Below are 14648 nucleotides of genomic sequence, written 5' to 3' on the forward strand. Positions count from 1 at the left end.
TCCGCTGGTTATTTTTATTGGTATAGCTATGCATATTCAGACTATTCACGCGCGTGAAATCCTTGACTCAAGAGGTAATCCGACTGTTGAAGCGGATGTTATTTTAACCACTGGCGAAACCGGCCGAGCCTGTGTTCCCTCTGGCGCTTCAACCGGTACACGTGAAGCATGCGAGCTCCGTGATGGTGATAAAAGCCGTTATCTCGGTAAGGGCGTAGCCAAAGCTGTTGCCCATGTTAACCATGAAATAAATAATGCTTTGCAAGGGTATGATGTCAGCAATCAGGGGCAAATCGACGCTCGTCTGATAGAGCTGGATGGAACAGAAAATAAATCACGTCTCGGCGCCAACGCCATTCTGGCCGTGTCGCTGGCAAGTGCACGCGCTTACGCCGCAGCGATTAACAAGCCTTTATATCTGGCATTAAATCAAGGCGAACAAATGTCGCTGCCTGTGCCAATGATGAATGTGTTAAATGGCGGTGCGCATGCTGACAATAATGTTGATATTCAAGAGTTTATGCTCATGCCGGTCGGAGCGCCTGATTTTGTAACGGCATTGCAAATGGGCACGGAAGTGTTTCATAGCTTGAAATCAGTCCTGAAAAAGCAGGGATTAAATACTGCCGTAGGCGATGAAGGCGGCTTTGCGCCGGATCTGAAATCAAACCGGCAAGCGCTTGATATGTTATCGCTGGCGGTCGAGCAGGCTGGCTTTAAGGTAGGGGGCGAGATTGTGTTTGCTTTGGATGTTGCTGCTTCAGAACTCTATAAAAATGGTGTTTATCATTTGGCTTCAGACAATAAATCGTTAGATAGCCAAGGCATGGTTGCTTATTATCAGGAGCTGGCAGCATCGTATCCTATCGTGAGTATTGAGGATGGCCTTGATGAAAATGACTGGGCAGGCTGGCAGCTATTAACTCAGGCGCTCGGCGACAAGATTCAATTGGTAGGCGATGATTTGTTCGTGACTAATCCGGCTATTTTACACGAAGGGATTTCACGGAAAATTGCTAATGCTATTTTGATCAAGTTAAACCAGATTGGAACGTTAACTGAAACTCGAGAAGCGATTAAGCTGGCTCATGCCAATAATTACCGCTGCATTATGTCGCATAGGTCTGGCGAAACAGAGGATACTTTTATCGCGGATCTCGCTGTGGCAACAGGCTGTGGCCAGATTAAAACCGGTTCGCTGTGTCGGACAGATCGAGTGGCAAAATATAATCAGCTGTTGCGGATTCAGGAAGTGTCGGGCCTGGCATATGCCGGAAAAGGGGCTTTGGCAAGGTAAAAACACGTACCCCCCTCTCCCAACCCTCTCCCGATACGGGAGAGGGCTTAATAAGTTATACGTTATTTTCAACCAGACATTCAGCAATTGATTCCGTTGCGGTATAAATATTAATAATCCGGGTAACCTGACTTTTGAGTTTTACCAGCAGATGGATTTTTTTATCTACATCAAATAGTTCCTGTTCACACTGGATAATTACTTTTTTAGCTTTTTCAACCTCTTGCTCACGCAAATACATTTTATAGTTACTGTAAATAAATGATGCTGCATAATAGAGAGTGAGAATAATAGCAATGCTGAACTCCACCAGACGATAACCCGGGCTGCGTATAGTTTGTTCCAATGCTTCCATCCCCATTTCACGGGCGATATTTGGCCCGCCGGACAAGAAAACAAACATGGAGGCAAAACTACCGAAGAAAGTCGGAATAAGCCCGGCTAGAAGCGGCAGCATATTCTTACGAAACCAGGATTTGCTATGAGTAAGTGTTGGACTGGTTGGGGTCGTTAACAGAGTGCTCAGTAAGTTCGTATCATCCTTGATTGAGCGCTGACTAAATAGTTGCTGCGCTTCTTCTTTTTTGAGTTCCTCTTCAGGCATGGTAACAAGAAAATAATAGATTGCATTGTCGATATTATCGATAATTTTGTGCAGACGAATGCAATAAAAACGATAAATACACTGTCGGTAAAGTGCATGTGTTTTTTGCGAGATTGCTGCTGTAAGTTTTTCTTTCCAGACGGAAAAGTCTTCCCCGCTCTCAAAAGCAAGATTCAAATCCGGGTCCTTACTGATTCCCGAATGCTCTTGAATATAGTGCAAGGCGTTATTTAAATACTTAATGTGAGACGATAATTCCTCTTTTTTTCTGGCAATAATCAGTTCAATGACATTAATTTGCAAGTTATAGATTTTCTGATTATGAATGGCTGATTTGGTATTTTGCGCGGTTAACTTAAAACTTAAAAAACCGACGACGATACTGGAAAATAGCGCCAGGCCGGTAATGGCTATCAGCATCGATATTGAATTCAGATGCAGGCCGGCAAAGCCTGAAAATCCCATCCAGGCACCGAAAACACTAGTAATAACCGTATTTAGCCCCAAAGCGATATTGCCCGATTTTTCAGCACGATTTGAGCGAATTTTAAAATTTTGTTCCCGGTTAAGGGAGCTTAGGTCCAATAGCATCCGATACTGATTTTTATCAAGCAGGCTGGCAAGATGGCCGGCGCCCAGACGAAGATGGCCTAACAGGATATTCAGTTCTAGCAGATTTAAATTTTCCAATTGCATGGCTGGTCCATAATAAATCAGAAAGGTAATTATTGATCAGGTTATTTAATTTCAAGGCATGAGTCCAGCTTTTTTATTTGAATATTGGGTTTAAACGGATAAACGTATATAATAAATCTAATTATCTCTTATTTAATTAACCATGCGCTCATTCATTCTGGTATTGATTCTGGCTCTGATTGGCCTGCAATATAAGCTTTGGCTGGGTGACGGCAGTATTAGCCAATGGTATACGCTTGAAGAAAAAATTGAGCGGCAGACTCAGGAAAATGAAGCGCTCGCTGCCCGTAACCGCGCTATTGAGGCAGATATTATGGAACTGAAAAGCGGTGATCAGGCTTTGGAAGAGCAAGCTCGATATGAGCTTGGCATGATTAGGGATGATGAAGTTTTTTATCAGTTTGTTGAATAATCCTGGGTCGGAACGACCCAATCTGTTTTTTTAGGCTATACTTCATAATATATGGACATAATCCCAATGTGACCAATATGCCAGCAAGCGCCATTTTTCGATTCAATAGGCGGTTAATTGTCTGCAAACCACATGCAAAGGCTGGTGTGGTATGAATAATTATTACAAATATTTCCCCTTGTTAAGCAAAACTGTCGATGGCATGCCGATTACTTATCTTGATTCCGCATCCACAACGCCCAAGCCCAGATCCGTTATTGATGCAGTTAATCATTACTACACCAATCTGGGAGCGAATGTTCATCGCGGCGTACATCCTCTCAGCGAGGGTACTACGGAGGCGTTTGAGCATGCACGCTATGCGGTGGCTGCCATGATAGGCGCGTCGCCCTCAGAAATTATTTTTACCCGTAATGCCACTGAATCATTTAATTTAATTGCGCATTGTATTGGCCTTGAAAAAAACGATGAAATTGTTCTGGCTGCGTCCGAGCACCATTCTAATATGTTGCCCTGGCAACATAAAGCCCGGTTGAAAATTATCGATCTCGATGATGATGGCGTTGCCAAATGGGAACAGGCAAAAGAATTGCTGAACCCGCAAACCCGTTTATTAACAATCGGTCATATTTCCAATGTTACCGGCGTTATTGCACCGGTACCGGAATTAGTGGCGCTGGCACATAGCCATGGCGTGCCAGTCATGATTGATGCTGCCCAGTCAATATCGCATCTGGCGGTCAATGTGAAGAAAATAGGCTGTGATTTTATGGGGTTCAGTTCTCATAAAATGTTTGGGCCGTCTGGTGTTGGCGTGCTGTATGTTAACAAAGATAAATATAACAAGTTGAGTTTGTTTAATATCGGCGGCGGGATGATTAAAGAAGCCACAACCAGCCATTTTATCGCGCTTGAACCGCCTTTTGCCTATGAGTCAGGTACGCCGAATATTGAAGGAGTGATTGGTTATGGCGCTGCCGTGAATTTTATTACCCAGATTGGTTTTGATAAAATAACCAATCATAACCGGGTATGGGGAGAATATTGCGTCAAGGCAATAAGCAGTTTGCCCGGTGTCCGCGTGATGGGCGGCAAGACCCCCTCAATACAACGCACCTCAATCTGCTCGTTTGCTTTTGATGATTGTCTGTTGTCGCCAACGCAACTTGGCCATTTGCTTGCCAATACCCATGGTATGTATATCTCAGCGGGAACACATTGCACACATGTGTTGCATAAACAGACCCAATTTCCGGCAACTATGCGGATAAGCGGCCATATCTTCAACGACACCAGCGATATCGACCGCCTGGTTTCAGCATTGAGAGAGTATCTCGAAAATCCGTCAAAATATCAGCATCAACAGTAGTTTTAAGTAAAGGAATGTTGGGCTTTACAGCCCAACACTCTTACTAAGAGATTAAATTGCAGTCAGCATTAAATCAATTTCAGGTTCCTTATCCCATAAACTGATCACATAACCGCCATTCCCTGAACCAGTCGGTTTTACTGCCAACGCGCCATTTTTCAGCAATAAATCCATATGTTGCTGCAGATTATCGCTAACCAGGCCCCAATTATAAAAACACTCAGCGCCGCGGTTGATGGCCTGGCATAAGAGGGATTGTGAGTCTTCATTGTATGTTTCAAGTGCAAGCCGGCATTGATTAACAACGGCATCCATTTCGTCATCTATACTTTTTGCTTTAATCGGATCTGCTATCCATAAATCGTTTACTCGGCTGATGCAATGCGAGGTAATGCCTATTTGTCCGCAGGAGGATAAATACCATTTGGGATGCCAGGCCAGGTTAACCGAAGTTAAAATGCCCTGATTGAAATAAATGCCGCCCTGGGCGCCGACACCGGCAATATCAAGGCCGCTGCTTTTACCATGGAACAGATTTTCAAGTTGGCGGGCAAAATCAAATACCGCTTCTGAGCCAATCAAACGCTGCGCCGCAAACCAACGGGCTACCGCTACGCATAAGGCGGCTGAAGCCCCCATCCCTACGCCAACCGGGATTGAGCAATCGAGCTGAAAATGACCGGTCAGGCGATTGAGAGAATCGCCCAGTAATTGCTGACTATATTCCAATACGCTCCAGAACAGCAGATGGATATCAGTGCCGCTGGCTCCGGTATAATCAGCGCTTAACTCCTTAGCGGGCTGATAATGCAAGCGGAGTTCCTTTTCACGAACCGGGAAAACAAGAGCGCCATGAGAACGTAATACCGCATGCTCTCCTGCCAATATCCATTTTCCGTGTGTAGTGGTCTCAAAATCACAAAACATCATAATTCCCGATCAAATAATCCTGTTTGAATTGCTGTGCCATTTCTATTTGATCAGCGCGGTACAGGAGATGAATATTAGGTCCGGCGTCCATGGTAACAATAGGTCCGTCGCCTTGTTTTAACCACAAGTCCTGCAGATTCCTTAAAACCTGGCGGCTATCGTCCGTAATGTAAGAAAAAGGCTTATCGCAGGTGGCGAATAATTGATGCATATCCTGAAATTCACGCCAGCAAGTCTGATAGGCGCTGCTCCAGTCCTTGAGCTCAAGGGCTTGCATAAGCATCTTCAGGTTTTCTGTAGCGCGCTGGCTACGGCCAGCATGAAGCGAACTGTTTTTGATTCGTCGATGAGCTTCACTGGAAGAAACTTTTTTTTCATCATGGCTGATAATGATTACCTGATGATGTAAATCATCATAAGGCAAATCAACAGCCCGAACGCTATCATCCTGCCACAAAGCCCAGGGTGTGAAAAAAGAACGGCAGGATGAGCCTGAACCCAGACGGCTTAACCGTGCCTGTTCTTCAATCGCGGGTTCAGCAATATTTTGTAATTCAGACAGGGCGCGTACCGCACATATCGTCAGGGCGGCAAAGCTGGACGCAGAGCTCGCCAGGCCGCTGCCGTGAGGAAATGTATTCGATGAGCGGACTAAAAAAGCGCCGGAATAACCAAAATGCTGTTTTAAGCGCTCCAGATGCTGTAAAAAACGTTGTTGCGCCTGTTGTGACAGGGTAAAAGGGATTGCGCCGGGCGTCGGCAGCGGCTCCCAGAAGTCTTTTTTTCCGGAGAGGCTTTCCATTTCCACATGGCTTAAGAGATTGGTCAATGTATAGGATAAAGAGGGATTTTCCGGCAAATTGGATTGTTCATCCTTTTTACCCATGTATTTAATCAAGGCAATGTTTGATGGAGCCTGAGCAAACCAATGCATAATATGTTTCCTCAATTTAAACTTTGCAGGTTGGGTCGAAACGACCAACCTGCACAAAACTCATGAAGCACTAATTGATTTCAGCTTGGTTGCCGCCAATTGTGCTGTTGGGGTATCGGGATAATTATTAATAACCTGTTCCAGACTATGTCTTGCCTCGGCTTTTCTGCCGGACGCTGCCTGGGCATAACCAATTTTGAGTGTACAGGCTGCGGCCTTACTCGATGCCGGGAATTGTTTCAGCACCGTCTCAAAGTGGCTTATGGCTTCAGGATAATTTCTTTTAACCATATATAGTTCACCCAGCCAGTACTGTGCGTTTGCCGTATAACCGCCATTAGGATATTGACTGACAAAATTCTGCATGGCAATTAATGCATCATCGTATCGTTTGTTCTTCACCAGGTCATAAGCAGACATGTAACTGATTTGCTCATCAGCCGGATTATTCCGGCCCGTACCGGCAGGGATGACCGGCGCAGTGAATGAACGAGACGCTGACGGCGGCAGGCCGGGGCGTTGTAAGGCTGCTGCCGGAGCAGGTGGTGTGCCGCCTATGTCCAATTGTGTTGGTTGCGGCGTTGATGTATTTTTAGCCGTTGCAGCGCTGTTTAATCGGGCATCAATGTCTTTGTAAAACGAGAGCTGTTGCTGTTGCAGCAGTTTAAGCTGGTGATCCTGAACTTCAAGCAGCCCGCGTAATTCGCGGATTTCCTGCTGCATGCTTTGTACTTTGGCAGCTACGCTCATGTTACTGGCATTATCGCCAATTTCACCATTATCCTGTGCTAAAGCAATTTCTTCTTCAGCATTGGAATCATCATACCGTCCATTGGCCACAGGCCGCTCAGCTGCGGCCTGTTGGTCGTCAAGAATTGCAAAGTTTTCGCTGTCGTCAACGACCGGCGCCTCGGCAAAAGCCGGGGCCGGTAGCAGGCAGCTAAACCATAAAGCCAGAATCAGGCTTGGCAATTGCTTCATCGGGTTGCCTCGTAAGTTAACTCAACACGACGGTTCTGCATGTGAGAGCCTTCGTCATGGCCAAAGTTGGCAGGGCGCTCTTTACCGTAGCTGACTACCCGGATTTGATCACGGCTGACACCGGCCATACGCATTAAGTCAGCGACAGTGTTGGCACGGCGCTCGCCAAGGGCAATGTTATATTCACGGCTGCCGCGCTCGTCAGTGTGTCCTGCTAACAGAATACGCGCGCCTGGATGTGATTTCAGGTAGTCGGATTGGGCATCCAGGGAAGCCATGTATTTTGGAGCAAATGTACTATCGTCATAAGAGAACAGATAACGTTGGTTATGCGGTGCCTGAGTTGTATAGGATTCACCTGGCTCCTGGCCGGCAAAACGGGTAAACTGACCCAGACCATGGGCTGCTGCATCGCCGTCAGCATAGCCATAACCGCCGTGTGGATTTTTAGAACAGGATGCGAGTAGGACCATACTTGCTGCAACAAGTCCGAATTTAACAAATGATTTAGCTTTCATCCTCTATTCTCCTAATTATTCTGAATTATTTTTAAACGCCATTGTGGCGGCACATTGTACAATAATCTATTTCGTGTGGCTAATAATAAACGTAACAAGCTCCGCAGTAAATTGTCTGGTTGCTGCGTTCGCTGCAACAACGCCGCCATAAGGCGTGTCGGCAGCGCAGGGTATCCGCTTGCTGATTAGCCGGGAACCAATTATCCGGTTATCACTGGTTCGGGTAAGCACGATTTTGACTGTAAATTGCAACTGGCTTGGCCGGGTCAGGAAGTTCTGTTGCAATTCAATCAGCTGGGTATCAAGCCGATAATCAGCCCGCTCAGCGCTTGGGCTTGAGGCAACAGCATAAAAATAACCGGAATATTGCAGGCTTTGCACCATCAAGGGTAATAACATGTCAGCGGGTTCATCAAACCAGGCGTTATGGGCGAATGCATTAATTTCATAAGGCTTTTTCAAATACAGCATTTGCTCAGTCTGATAACCAGCCGCTGCTTCCGGTGGAGTAACCAGAATAGTATGGCTGCCAGCTTGTCTGGTCATGCGTTTGGCGCTAAACGCGCTTAGTTTGTATTGGTTCGTTATTTCCTGTTTGACAGGCGAGCACGCCGTCAGCAGGAGTAAAGAGCTGCCTAACAAACAATAGACTAATTTTCTCAAGGTTATTCTCCTGGCCCAGGTTTGGATGGTGCCGTTCCTCGAATGATGACGGATGGGTTTTGGCGCATTTCTGAGCTTACTTTTTCCAGATTGGCAGCAATATTGTCAAGCCGGCGCAGCAATACTACGGCGGGCGGTATAGTTTGCTGGGAAATTTTATCAAGCGCTGTTTTGCCCGCGTCCATCGTCGCCGATACTTGTTTGCCGGCATTACTGATATCTGTAGCCATCGTGCCGATTTTGTCTGCGCTTCTGCGTAAATCCTGCATGGTTTCCGGCAGTTGATTGCTGACATTGGCCATATTACGCAGCAAAATATTGGTGTTTTGCAGGCTTTGGCTAATATTTTGATTATTTGCCGACAATACTTCAGTAAACGTTTCCAGATTGGCAAGCGATTTCTTTAAGTTTCTGGCATTTTCACTGTCAAAGATGCGTTTGACTTCAATACTGACCGCATTAACGTTTTCTGATACCTCTTTCAATACGCTGTCTAGCTGATTAAACAGCGAAGGCCGCGATGGAATAATGGGGTAAGGTTCTTTGGGAATTTTCCGGAGCGGCGTTAAATCTGATGAACTGGCCGAAAGCCCGACATAGGTTGTTCCGGTTATACCTTGTGAAATCAGGGTTGCGGTTGTACTGGTTGTAATGGGTGTACCTTCTTCAATACTCAACAGAATCTTTACCTGTTGGGGATCAATATGGCTTAATTCAATTTTACGAACCTGACCGACTTGAACGCCATTATACTTGACCGGCGAGTCTTCACTTAAGCCGGATACGGCTTCGTGCATATAAACGGCATAAGTAGTGTAATTTTTTTGGTCGAAGCCAACCGATAGCCAAAGGGCAACAGAAATCAACGCTACCGTTAATATAATTACTGCCAGGCCGACCATTGTGTAGTTGGTTTTCGCTTCCAAAAATAAACTCCGAACGTTATATCTTACTAAAGTAATCAGCAATCATAGGATTGTTATTCTTCATCAATTCATTGATTGGTGCAACATCTAATACTTTACCATCGCCAATAAAAGCTACCCGATCAGTAGCATGTTTTAATGATTCCATGTCATGGCTTATCATCACAATGGTTAAATTCAGGGTATCCCTTAAAAAAACCACCAGTTCATCAAATTTTCTCGCGCTGTGCGGATCCAGGCCGGTTGTTGGTTCGTCAAGGAATAATAACTCCGGATCCATGGCAATTGCCCGGGCTGCCGCTGCCCGCCGCTGCATACCGCCGCTTAATTCAGAAGGAAATTTGCCTGCCGCATCTTTTGGTAATCCTACCAGAGCAATTTTAAGCATAGCTAGCTCTTCGAGAAATTTTTTATCAAGATCGGTAAATTCATGCATGGGGAACATGATATTTTCCAGCACCGTCATGGAGGAAAACAGAGCGCTGTGCTGAAATAACATTCCCCACCGCTGCCTTAGGCGGGCAGCATCCTGGTTTGATAGGGTTGAAATATCCTTGTCAAAAATCTTTATTTCGCCTTCAGTTGGTTTTAATAGCATCAGCAGACAACGAAGGATAGTTGTTTTTCCGCTGCCGCTGCCGCCGATAATCGCCAGAATTTCGCCTTTATTGACGGTTAAATTGACATCTGAATGTACCCAGTGGCCGCCAAGATAATTTTTTAAGCCTTTGATTTCAATGACCGGATCACTCATTAAATGCCCATCCAACTGTAAATCACGGAAAATGCCGCGTCAGCAATAATAATTAAAAACAGGGATTGAACAACACTGCGCGTGGTCTGGCTGCCAATGCTGTCTGAATTTGATTGTACCAGAAACCCTTGATAACAACCTACCATAGCAATCAGCAGAGCAAATGCGGGCGCCTTGTACAAGCCCAATAAGAACTGTTTTACGCCGACAGAATCTTTCAGGCGGGCCAGAAAATCATAATATCCGACGCCAAGCATTGATTTTGACATAAACATCGCACCCAGGATGCTAAACAGGTCGGCCCAAAAAATCAGCAGTGGAAACACTAGCAATAATCCGAAAACTTTTGGCATGACCAGTAATTCGGTAGGCGAAAGCCCCATGGTGTTAAGGGCGTCGATTTCCTCGTTGACTTTCATAGTGCCTATTTGAGCTGTGAAAGCAGAACTGGTCCGGCCCGCGACAATAATTGCGGTAATCAATGGACCGAATTCCCGAAAAATGGCCATGCCGGATAAATACGCGATAAAAATATTTGCGCCGTAAGTTTGCAGTTGCAACCCCATCTGATAGGCCAAAACCACCCCAATCAGAAAAGCGAGCAATCCCACAATAGGCAGTGCCTGAATGCCGGCGGAGTCGATATTTGATGCAATCCCCGGCAAACGGAATCGCCGCCAATGTCCCAGCGCGTCAAAAATTTTCGTGGCCAGATCGCCTAATAAAATAATAAAACCATCAGCCTGGGTTAATTTGCACATCGTTTCTTTGCCGATGCGGTATAAGATATTTTTGGGCTTGGCAGGCGGTACCTGGTAAGCCATAACTTCTTTTTTATCGTCAAGCAGATCAAGGAGCTCCGTTTGCCGGTCAGTAAAATCCTCGAGTTGAACCTTTTTCCCCTGCTTTTTCAGACTTTCGATAATCTGCCGCAGCATGAACGCGCCGGCACTGTCAAAATGAGTGATATCTTTGCCATTGATGACAATATCACTGTTTTCAAGAGCAGGGAGTTCCTGTCGCTGCAAATGATCAATTCTGGTAATTGACCAGGGGCCTTCACAGAGCAGACAGTTTTGCTCTGCATTATAAGTAAGCCGGGTTTGTGGTTTGACTTTTGTCATAATTGCTATTGTTACCGGAAATAGCCTAGGATAATACGAAACCACTCCCGGCAGCAAAGTGCCTGTAAAAAAATGATAACAGTTGAACGGCTCCAGACTTTTTTTTGGGATATCGATCCTGGTTATTTTCGCCTTAAACATGCTTTTAAAACGGTATTGGCAATTATGCTTACCCTGATTGCGGTACGTAATGAGCCGATATTATCCAAATTGATGGCAAGCACAGCTTGTGGTTTGTCGATGCAGGGAGTTGTCGCCCGTAATTTTTATCTGCAAATAATTCATGTCATTTTTTTTAATCTGGTTTATTTTTTTGTTGCAGTTCTGGGATTAAGCGTTCACGACCATCCTGATCTGAAAGCGTTGTTATTTATTGTATTGGCTTTTGCAGTAAACTATATCCGGCGCTTTGGTTTGCAGGCGAGTATGACGCCGATGATGATCTGGGTGTTGTGTTTTATGGCCACTAATATGTCGTCTGTTCCGCTTGAGGAAACCCTGGCCCATATCCACGGCCTGATTGCCGGTCTGGTTATCGGCGGTCTGGTGTATCTTCTGGTTTTCCCGGAAGATTATCCCCGTTTGTTTATTGCTAACTCCAACCGTTTGTTCAGGCTGCTGGCAGAGGGGCTGTATGATGTCCGGCGTTATTTGCTGACAACAGGCATGCAGCCTTTTGAGCGCGAAAATTTTGTAGTAGTCAAACGAAGTCTGAATCGTATGATCGAAAGCAATTACGCCATGCTGCAGAGCGAGGCATTTGCTGTTCGGCAAACCCGATTCAGCGAAACTATGGTTCATATGTACGCCTTGGTTCATGCCTATTCCATGATGCTTGACTCCTACCGGCTATTGAAAATTCATGACTATAAACTCAGTCCGGCTTTCAGGCTGGTTTTAAGCCGGATAAACCGTGATTTTGTCCGTTTTTTCAGCTCGGTAAAAATCGATGAAAATTATACGGTTACGACTCCCAGACATGCTGTTTCGCTGGCAAAAATTAATGAGCAGTTCAGCCGGGAAAATGCACAATTTGAACCCTCATTAATTATGGCGCTACTTAATCTGAAACTCAGTTTTGCCTTGTTTAATGAACATTCAACTCTGTTAATGCGGGGCGCTAATGCAGCAACTAAGTAATACTACCCGTATGGGAATACAGGCTGCAGCGGCAGTCGCTATAGCCGAATTTATCAGTTATCTGTTTCATATGGAGCGTGGTTATTGGACAGTTCTTACTGCCATGGCGCTGATTACTCAGACTTGGGGAGAAAGCTTAAAACGCTCATTTGAACGTGTTGCAATGACTGTTTTAGGCGGTGCGGCTGGTACATTACTTTATCTGATTCTGCCGCAGAACCAATTTATTATTCTTGGCGCATTATTGCTTTTTGTGTTTTTCGCGGTGTATCTGCTGCAGATATATAATATTCTGGGTGTGTTTGCCATGACCGGCTTTGTCGTGTTTTTGTTTGCAATGGCCGGCGCATGGACTTTTGAATTGCTGTGGGCGCGTATTGTTGATACGGCGATTGGCGCATTAATCGCCCTTGCTGTCGGAAGGTTTTTTTTACCGGTACGCACTGATGTTGCGGCTCTTTTTGCCGGTCATTTCGATAAAATCGACGCCTCCTTGCAATTGGCTTTTGACAATAAGCAAACCAACCAGATTATCACCAGCCAGCAGCTTTTTTATGATTTTCAGCAAATCAGGAAAAATTCGCTGGCAATCAGTTATGAGATTCTGTTTCATCGCATGAGCCGAAAAAATTTCTATTTTCTGATTACCCAAACTGCATTTTGTACCCAGTATGCAATCAGTTTAATGGATGCTTACGGCTGGCTTGCGTCTGATTTGACCAAAGAAGATATGGATAAAGTCAAAAAAGCACTGGATGCAACCCGGCATAATCTGCAATGTCTGAAACAACGTCTGCTTAATCAGGATGCGCCAGCCATGTTACCGGCAATAAATCTGACCGATGAAATGGTCCGTGCAATCAACAAAGAACCTGAACGTTTTGCAACCCTCGATACTGAGGTACTGGGTTTTTATAATATTATGTACTTTTTTGGACGATTTAATACCCGTCTGAACGATATCTATTTTTTATTAGAAAAAATATTAGCCTGAAGAACTGGGAATGTTGGGTCGGAAGGACAAATTGCGGTTTTGCACAGACAATTTTTGTAGGTTGGGTCGTTTGACCCAACAAGCTTTTTATCAAGCACTCCAAGCCAGAAATTGAGTGGAAATTGGTAATGTTGGGTCAGAACGACCCAACCTGCATGTAATACAAAAAAATTGTCCGGCACAAAGCGATTGCCGGCTTTAAAAGTTATCATTAAGTATTCCTTAATGTTTCAGGAGTAAAATATTAATCAGAGTGATTGTTTTGCAGAGAGTAATATGCCAGGTTCAAATAACGATATACATAACAGTCAGGGGGGGCTAAACAACAATTGGGCGTTTGATCTATTTACTGTACGTAGGGATGAAATAGCAGATCTTTTTGAACAGCTTCCTGAAATAAGTATTTTCAATCTGTGGCAATATCAATCACAGGAAGTACCCCCGGAAATACTCCAGGCGTCTAATGAGCACTATGCGGCATGGAGAGAGGCTGCCAGAAACGCAATGCGCACCTTTGATGACTCAGAGATAGAACCTGCTATCCAGTTTTTTAAACTGGTAATAAACGGTGGTGAGGGCGGAGGACAGTTTAGAGATAACCTTTTTGAGAAAGCTCGAAACACAGAGATTCCTTTATTTAGTCCCAAACAGCGGCTGGAAATTGTTGATTACTTAATCAGAAAATATGATGTCAGCGGGCAGTTTCAAGCTCAACAAGCGATGGAAAATAAAATTAAGCCGCTTGATGATTATGGGATTTTTCAATCAGTTAATGAAGCAGTTGCAAAAAGTGTAAGAAAGCCGTCTGCTGTTTTAACGCCCGTGCAGGAAACAAGAGTAAAAAATGAAATGCATAACGCCCTGAATGAGCTTAAGGAAATTATCCAGGAAGATTACAAAAAGCGGTTACAAGAATTAATTGAGAAAAAATTTGGTAAAGACTCGGCCTATATTAACAGATCTCGTATCACGCGCTCCTCTCAACGCGATAATTTGATTCGCGAATTGAAAGAGTTTGCTGCCCGTAGAGAAACAACCGCAGGTCAAATCATGGATAAAATAGAATCATTTGGCCAACTCGCTCAAAGCGATCATGAAACCAAGTCTGGCTGGCGGTTTTTTGCCATAGGCCCTTTGTTCCACAAAACCAGCGGATTCAAGCAGACTGCCAATGAATTACTGGCTGAGACAGAAATCTCCGCACCCAGATTATAATTATTTCTGTTAAAAAATAGAGTGTTGGGCTAAACAACGTGCAGCCCAACACTCCTTTTAATACCCGGACAGACTTTTGCGCATTCTCACC

General features: G+C 44.8%; 16 protein-coding genes. 6 read left to right on the plus strand and 10 right to left on the minus strand.

The window, feature by feature from the left end:
* Positions 1 to 28: 28 nt before the first annotated feature.
* Complete coding sequence (eno, locus tag ACFORL_RS02825; RefSeq protein ID WP_382341111.1) at positions 29 to 1297, plus strand: phosphopyruvate hydratase; 1269 nt, start codon at positions 29 to 31, stop codon at positions 1295 to 1297.
* A gap of 55 nt (positions 1298 to 1352) precedes the next feature.
* Here eno and ACFORL_RS02830 read toward each other — a convergent pair whose 3' ends face one another.
* A complete protein-coding gene (locus ACFORL_RS02830; protein WP_382340922.1) occupies positions 1353 to 2597 on the minus strand; it encodes a hypothetical protein in 1245 nt (414 codons plus the stop codon).
* 142 nt (positions 2598 to 2739) lie between these two features.
* On the opposite strand from ACFORL_RS02830, the gene ftsB reads away from it, so the two are divergent.
* Complete coding sequence (gene ftsB, locus ACFORL_RS02835) at positions 2740 to 3009, plus strand: cell division protein FtsB (RefSeq protein ID WP_382340924.1); 270 nt, start codon at positions 2740 to 2742, stop codon at positions 3007 to 3009.
* Between the two features lie 151 nt (positions 3010 to 3160).
* Positions 3161 to 4378, plus strand: a complete 1218-nt coding sequence (locus tag ACFORL_RS02840; protein ID WP_382340926.1) for an aminotransferase class V-fold PLP-dependent enzyme — start codon at positions 3161 to 3163, stop codon at positions 4376 to 4378.
* Between the two features lie 51 nt (positions 4379 to 4429).
* Here ACFORL_RS02840 and ACFORL_RS02845 read toward each other — a convergent pair whose 3' ends face one another.
* The 8 genes from ACFORL_RS02845 to ACFORL_RS02880 all read right to left on the minus strand — a co-directional run bounded on the left by ACFORL_RS02845 (position 4430) and on the right by ACFORL_RS02880 (position 11208).
* On the minus strand, positions 4430 to 5305 hold the full coding sequence (locus tag ACFORL_RS02845) for a mevalonate kinase family protein (RefSeq protein ID WP_382341114.1): 876 nt from the start codon (positions 5303 to 5305) through the stop codon (positions 4430 to 4432).
* Complete coding sequence (locus ACFORL_RS02850; protein ID WP_382340928.1) at positions 5295 to 6242, minus strand: diphosphomevalonate/mevalonate 3,5-bisphosphate decarboxylase family protein; 948 nt, start codon at positions 6240 to 6242, stop codon at positions 5295 to 5297. The genes ACFORL_RS02845 and ACFORL_RS02850 overlap by 11 nt, the downstream gene beginning before the upstream one ends.
* 60 nt (positions 6243 to 6302) lie before the next feature.
* Entirely contained in the window at positions 6303 to 7223 is a 921-nt protein-coding gene (ybgF, locus tag ACFORL_RS02855) for a tol-pal system protein YbgF (RefSeq protein ID WP_382340929.1), read from the minus strand.
* On the minus strand, positions 7220 to 7741 hold the full coding sequence (gene pal, locus ACFORL_RS02860; protein ID WP_382340931.1) for a peptidoglycan-associated lipoprotein Pal: 522 nt from the start codon (positions 7739 to 7741) through the stop codon (positions 7220 to 7222). Before pal ends, ybgF begins: the two co-directional genes overlap by 4 nt.
* A 66-nt stretch (positions 7742 to 7807) precedes the next feature.
* Positions 7808 to 8404 carry an ABC-type transport auxiliary lipoprotein family protein gene (locus tag ACFORL_RS02865; protein ID WP_382340933.1) on the minus strand — a complete coding sequence of 199 codons (597 nt, stop codon included), beginning with the start codon at positions 8402 to 8404 and terminating at the stop codon, positions 7808 to 7810.
* A 2-nt stretch (positions 8405 to 8406) separates the two neighbouring features.
* Positions 8407 to 9330 carry an MlaD family protein gene (locus tag ACFORL_RS02870; RefSeq protein ID WP_382340935.1) on the minus strand — a complete coding sequence of 308 codons (924 nt, stop codon included), beginning with the start codon at positions 9328 to 9330 and terminating at the stop codon, positions 8407 to 8409.
* Between the two features lie 16 nt (positions 9331 to 9346).
* On the minus strand, positions 9347 to 10084 hold the full coding sequence (locus tag ACFORL_RS02875; RefSeq protein WP_382340936.1) for an ABC transporter ATP-binding protein: 738 nt from the start codon (positions 10082 to 10084) through the stop codon (positions 9347 to 9349).
* Positions 10084 to 11208, minus strand: coding sequence for an ABC transporter permease (locus ACFORL_RS02880; RefSeq protein ID WP_382340938.1), 1125 nt, complete (start codon positions 11206 to 11208; stop codon positions 10084 to 10086). Before ACFORL_RS02880 ends, ACFORL_RS02875 begins: the two co-directional genes overlap by 1 nt.
* Positions 11209 to 11280: 72 nt before the next feature.
* On the opposite strand from ACFORL_RS02880, the gene ACFORL_RS02885 reads away from it, so the two are divergent.
* Entirely contained in the window at positions 11281 to 12348 is a 1068-nt protein-coding gene (locus ACFORL_RS02885) for a hypothetical protein (protein ID WP_382340939.1), read from the plus strand.
* On the plus strand, positions 12332 to 13342 hold the full coding sequence (locus ACFORL_RS02890; protein WP_382340941.1) for an FUSC family protein: 1011 nt from the start codon (positions 12332 to 12334) through the stop codon (positions 13340 to 13342). The genes ACFORL_RS02885 and ACFORL_RS02890 overlap by 17 nt, the downstream gene beginning before the upstream one ends.
* Here ACFORL_RS02890 and ACFORL_RS02895 read toward each other — a convergent pair.
* On the minus strand, positions 13312 to 13554 hold the full coding sequence (locus ACFORL_RS02895) for a hypothetical protein (RefSeq protein ID WP_382340943.1): 243 nt from the start codon (positions 13552 to 13554) through the stop codon (positions 13312 to 13314). The genes ACFORL_RS02890 and ACFORL_RS02895 overlap by 31 nt on opposite strands.
* A gap of 64 nt (positions 13555 to 13618) precedes the next feature.
* On the opposite strand from ACFORL_RS02895, the gene ACFORL_RS02900 reads away from it, so the two are divergent.
* Positions 13619 to 14557, plus strand: coding sequence for a hypothetical protein (locus ACFORL_RS02900; RefSeq protein WP_382340944.1), 939 nt, complete (start codon positions 13619 to 13621; stop codon positions 14555 to 14557).
* The last annotated feature ends 91 nt before the right edge of the window (positions 14558 to 14648 follow it).

Source organism: Legionella dresdenensis, assembly GCF_042649825.1.
GTDB lineage: Bacteria > Pseudomonadota > Gammaproteobacteria > Legionellales > Legionellaceae > Legionella_C > Legionella_C dresdenensis.